This window comes from Chitinophaga sp., from assembly GCF_036566945.1.
Lineage (GTDB): Bacteria > Bacteroidota > Bacteroidia > Chitinophagales > Chitinophagaceae > Chitinophaga.
In genome coordinates this window covers 1-5,078 of record NZ_DATCVJ010000614.1, presented here as the reverse complement: position 1 = coordinate 5,078, position 5,078 = coordinate 1, and the positions used below count along the sequence as shown (strand labels likewise).

Annotated in this window: 5 protein-coding genes; 2 read left to right on the top strand and 3 right to left on the bottom strand. The window is 47.0% G+C overall.

Annotation, left to right across the window (positions count from 1 at the left end):
* Positions 1 to 127: 127 nt before the first annotated feature.
* On the top strand, positions 128 to 598 hold the full coding sequence (locus tag VIP81_RS18815) for a MarR family winged helix-turn-helix transcriptional regulator (RefSeq protein ID WP_331964482.1): 471 nt from the start codon (positions 128 to 130) through the stop codon (positions 596 to 598).
* Between the two features lie 94 nt (positions 599 to 692).
* Here VIP81_RS18815 and VIP81_RS18810 read toward each other — a convergent pair whose 3' ends face one another.
* Positions 693 to 1,304: a hypothetical protein gene (locus tag VIP81_RS18810; protein ID WP_331964478.1), complete on the bottom strand. Its 612-nt coding sequence runs from the start codon at positions 1,302 to 1,304 to the stop codon at positions 693 to 695.
* Between the two features lie 170 nt (positions 1,305 to 1,474).
* Here VIP81_RS18810 and VIP81_RS18805 point away from each other — a divergent pair, with 170 nt between their 5' ends.
* Positions 1,475 to 1,891 (top strand): hypothetical protein, encoded by a 417-nt coding sequence (locus tag VIP81_RS18805; protein WP_331964475.1) that lies wholly within the window; start codon positions 1,475 to 1,477, stop codon positions 1,889 to 1,891.
* A 72-nt stretch (positions 1,892 to 1,963) separates the two neighbouring features.
* Here VIP81_RS18805 and VIP81_RS18800 read toward each other — a convergent pair whose 3' ends face one another.
* The gene (locus tag VIP81_RS18800) at positions 1,964 to 3,862 is read right to left on the bottom strand and encodes a CocE/NonD family hydrolase (RefSeq protein WP_331964472.1); all 1,899 of its coding nucleotides are present in this window, start codon (positions 3,860 to 3,862) and stop codon (positions 1,964 to 1,966) included.
* A 30-nt stretch (positions 3,863 to 3,892) separates the two neighbouring features.
* Positions 3,893 to 5,078: RagB/SusD family nutrient uptake outer membrane protein (locus VIP81_RS18795; protein WP_331964469.1), on the bottom strand; the 1,186-nt coding region annotated here is incomplete at its 5' end.

Sequence of the window (5,078 nt, the reverse complement as noted above, 5' to 3'; positions counted from 1 at the left end):
CAGCAGCCATCCGTTTTTATGAACGTAATAATTTTAAACAGATAAAAAAGACGGATTTACCATCGTACTTTCCAGTGATGAATGCAGATAACGTATTCTATCACCTACATCTTAACGATTAATGGATATGACAAATGTGATTGATGAATCGGGTATACTGGCGATTTCTACGCGGTTACAAAGACTCAGTGATCAGTTGCGCAAAGATGGGCAACTGATCTATAAAGCCAATGGCATTGAGTTTGAGCCCAAATGGTTTCCCGTTATTTATACGCTTCACCTTAAACCGGTACTATCTGTGGTAGAAATTGCGGTAGAAATAGGATACTCCCACCCTTCTACTATCAGCCTCCTGAAAGAACTGGAGAAACAAAAGCTGATCCGCTCGAAACGCGATAAAGCAGACGAACGGAAAAGACTGATACAGCTAACGGAAAAAGGGAAAGCCCTCGTCACAGACATGCAACCAGTATGGAAAAGAATGGTGCTTGCGCTCACCGCGCTAACAGATACTAAAAATAACCTGATGAAAGCCATCGAAGAAGTAGAGTTACAAATGAAGACATTGAGCTTTCTGGAAAGAGAACAACAATTGTAGTGGAGCATAAGGCAAAAAGCGTAAAGCAAAAAGCTATTGTCGCGGGCGATCATTCGCAACAATAGCTTTTTGCTTTACGCTTTATCCTTTATGCTTATTCCAGCAGTCCTTTCACCAGGGCTTTCCACTGCAGCTTAGAGATTCCAATGGCCCCTGTGGAGCCGACTACGGCATTCCTGATCTTATCGCCTATATCTGTAGTTTGGGTATTGGGGACTTCATTACGCCCGTATACAGTGGCGGTAATGGTGCTTCCGTTTCTTACCAGTACAAAAGAACTACTGGCCTCCTTGCGCAGGAAATGCGCAATGCCGGCGCTTTTCTGTATGGGATGTTCTGTGGGTCTTGCCCGGATGAAAAACACCTCCTGGTGCTCGTTGAGCACCACATGCTCTTTCTGCTCAATTTTCACCCAGTCGAATCCTTTCCCTGCATTGGTACCTGGCCCCGGAATATCAATTCGTATATACATCCCCGTTTCCGCTGGTCCCTCGGCCACTTTACCCGCCAGATCGGTTAGCTGAAACTCCGACGACAAACTGCCACTCATACCGGCCCATTTATTCACGTCGGACAGCCTTGCCACTGCCTTCTTAAAAAAAGTGACCGCTGCCGTTTCATGCACCAGTTCCTTCGTCTCCGACGTAGTAGTAGCCTCTCCTGTGTATTGTGCAGGTATAAACGGCGCTGCAATATTATCTGCCATAACACAATTTTTTTTTGCGGGTAAAATAATATGCGGAAAAGGTTAAAATTGATGCCAACGCTTTATGATTGCTCCCGTTGATTGTAGTACATTTGGGCTACGAAGTGGGGATACATTCTGAATCAACAGCACGACCTAAAGACGATTTGTTCCATCTAAAGATACGAAATATGAATAGCTTGTATATGCTTTTCCTGACCTGTTTGCTGCAGTTTGGCTGCACCAACATCCCGGCGAGTCAAACCAATGGTAAAATCACCGGTAAATGGCAACCGGTGAAATCTATTATGAGCGCCATCGAGAACCAGGAAAAATCATTCGAGAAAATAGACACCAACTTCACGCCGTCCGACCTGATGATTTTTAAGGACAATGGCAACATCATAGACGGCGGTCAACGATACCAATCGTATATACTCGACCGGGAAGCCAAAGAACTCACCCTGCAGGAGCCCAATGGCGATGCCATTACCTTCCGGATACGGGTGCTCACACCGCAACAGCTCATCATTTTCCGGGAAGATGAAGAAGTATATAATAATAAGCACCGGCAAATGAAACTGGAAATTCAGTTTAAACGGCCCTGATTATTTAGCATAAAGGATAAAGCGTAAAGCAAAAAGCTATTGTCGCGGATGATTATTCATAATAATCAATGTTTACATTCCGCTTTTTAACACCGGCAGGATAATACCGGAAGGGTGATCCTTATCATGATAAATACGGATCGTTTCTTTTACAAAGTCCTTTTCCGTGGCTTCGTATATATTCACAAACTGCTGCGGATTCCTGTCTGCCAAAGGAAACCAGGTACTCTGTACCTGGATCATGAGCCGGTGACCTTTCTGAAAAGTATGCGCTACGTCCGGTAAAGAAAATTTCACCTGTTCTATTTTACCCGGTTCAAAAGCCTGCGGCTCCTCAAAGCTATGCCTGAAACGTCCGCGGAAAATATCGCCCCGCACCAGCATCTGATAGCCTCCCAACGGATAAGGACCGCCCGCATCACGGGTTTTATTGGGCGGCGGCGTATTAGGATAGCGGAAATCATCTGGAAATACATCTATCACTTTTACCACAAAATCAGCATCACTACCGGTAATGCTTACACGCAGATCGGCCATAACGGTGCCGCCTATGGTTAAATCTTCTGTCAGCGTATCTGTTTCATAAGTCAGCACATCTGCCCGCCGCGAAGCAAAGCGCTGGTCATCGGTCATATAATCACGGGTACGGATATAATGTACATCCTGTGTGTATGGCACCGGATGCGCCGGATCACTTACATATTCACAAAAGCCGGTCTCACTTTTATGCCAGGCCAGCTGCCCGTTTTCCTGTAAAAAAATCTCCTTTTCCTGGGCTACCGGCGGCCATTTATCATACTGATGCCATTTGTTTTCCCCGCTGAAAAACACATTGGCTTCCGCGATGGCCGACAAATCGCCTTTGCCTTTGAGATGATAATTGAAAAAGGGTATTTCTATATGCTGTTGATACCAGGCAGCGGTGTTATCACCAAACTGAACATTGCCCAGGTGCGTACCATCTGCAGCCGCCCATTGCCCATGGTACCAGGGGCCCATTACCAACCTGTTAAAATGTGTACCGGGATTATGCTGTTCTACGGCCTTGTATAAATTCCAGGCACCATAGCAATCTTCCGCATCAAACAAACCACCTACGACCAGCACGGCGGGCTTTATATTGCTCACATAATTACGGGGATCACGGGCCTTCCACCAATCATCATAATGCGGATGCGAAATAATTTCTTTCCAGAAAGCCAGGCTATCGCCCGTCAGTTTTGTAAAGTTTTTGATGGTGCCTATTTTCAGAAAGGTGTTGTAATTGTCGGTGCAGGGCAATTTCAATGCCTGTACCGGCGCTACAGATATAGGTTTCGGATGGGGATACCCAAAACCTTTGGTATAAAATCCAAAACAATCCATCAGGAAAAAGGCGCCGTTGTGATGAAAGTCATCTCCCCGAAACCAATCAGTAACAGGCGCCTGCGGGCTAACCGCCTTCAGTGCGGGGTGACCGCTCAGGGCAGCCATGGTAGTATAAAACCCCGGATAGGAAATACCGAAAGCGCCCACGTTGCCATTGTTGCCCGGCGTATTTTTCAACAGCCAGTCGATGGTATCATAGGTATCGCTGGCTTCATCGATCTCGTTACCCTGCTTATGCGGATTAAAAGGGCGTACATCCTGAAACTGTCCTTCGCTCATCCAGCGGCCGCGCACATCCTGCACCACAATGATATAGTGCTCCTGCGCATAATTGTTCCAGTAGCTATTCCAGAGATTGGGAGTCAGCTGTTGTTCCCCGTAAGGGGCCGCTGAATAAGGCGTACGCGTAATGAGTATGGGATGTTTTTCACTACTGTCTTTCGGTATATAGATAGCCGTAAACAAGCGTACCCCATCCCGCATACGTATTTGCCGTTCCTGCTTATAGTAATTTTTCTTTACCCATACAGAGTCACTGGCATGCTGCCCCCAGGCCGGGAGCACGGATAGTGCTCCCAGCAACATAAAAATAAAACGATTCATACTATACGCTTTAATTCAATCCGGCTGTCATCATGGATTCTGAGGAAAGTTGGCCGGATCGTTGTGAATATCTATTTCGCTTTGCGGAATAGGAAACAGTAGCCTGGACGGTGTCAGCACCGGGGTGGCCAGGTTATATTCTTTCTGCAAATGCGCCTGCATAATGGCTAGTCCTTTGGAATAGCGGATCAGGTCAAACCAGCGATTATTTTCAAAGGCCAGTTCTACCCTTCTCTCCGCAAAAATGGCATCACGAAAACTAGCCTGATCAGGCAGTTCTGCCACCGTCTTCACTTTCAGGCCGGCTCGTAACCTTACCTGGTTCAGGTAATCAAAAGCAGTACCGGCGCCGGTAGCAGCGCTATAGGCTTGCTCATTGGCTGCTTCGGCCTGAAGTAACAAAATATCTGCATAGCGTAACACCGGAAAACTACTGCCGCCATCACCGGTGGCACCGGGTACGTCCAGGTACTTCTTTATATAATTCCCTTTCTGTGTAGTGGTGGCATTTTTATAGGACACCGTGTCCAGCGAAGCGATCAGCCGTTTATCATCTTTTTCGTAAGCAGATACGATATCATTTGTGGGCCGGTTATTATTCGATCCCCCATAGGCGACACCGTTATAGTAAAAAGAAAACGGCACCATGTCAGTGAAGTAAGTGTTGCCTTCGGATGGACTTAATCCTTTCTTAAACCTTACGGTGAACAGCACTTCGGGGTTGATCGCGTTGGCCGGATTATACAGATTGGCGTAATCCGTTAACAACGTATAGCCGGTAACGTTTTTAAGCACAGTCGCAGCGGCGGCCCATTTCTTCTCCGTCACATAAACTTTACCTAACAGGCCGTTGGCCGTTCCTGCGGTAGCCCTGCCATAGTCATTCGCGTTGGGATATGCGGGAGGAAGCAAGGTGGCGGCGGATTGCAGGTCTTTCTCTATCTGCGCGTACACATCTGCCACTTCATTTCTGATATCATGCTGTGCTTCGGAAGTCGTTTCTGTTTTAATGACCAGCGGTACTTTTCCGTACAAACGCACCAGGTCAAAGTATACAAATGCCCTGAGGAACCGGGCTTCTCCCTTGAATTGTTTTTTGGAAGAATCCGGAATGGCGGCGGCATCTATCTGATCCAGCACGGCGTTGGCGCGTGATATGGTCACGTAGGCGCCCGCATATACATCTGTCAGGAAAGGATTGGTAGTGGTTTCGGTG

Excerpts from the sequence above, each read along its gene's own strand:
- VIP81_RS18815 (WP_331964482.1), top strand. The coding sequence starts at position 128 with ATGACAAATGTGATTGATGAATCGGGTATACTGGCGATTTCTACGCGG.
- VIP81_RS18810 (WP_331964478.1), bottom strand. The coding sequence starts at position 1,304 with ATGGCAGATAATATTGCAGCGCCGTTTATACCTGCACAATACACAGGA.
- VIP81_RS18805 (WP_331964475.1), top strand. The coding sequence starts at position 1,475 with ATGAATAGCTTGTATATGCTTTTCCTGACCTGTTTGCTGCAGTTTGGC.
- VIP81_RS18800 (WP_331964472.1), bottom strand. The coding sequence starts at position 3,862 with ATGAATCGTTTTATTTTTATGTTGCTGGGAGCACTATCCGTGCTCCCG.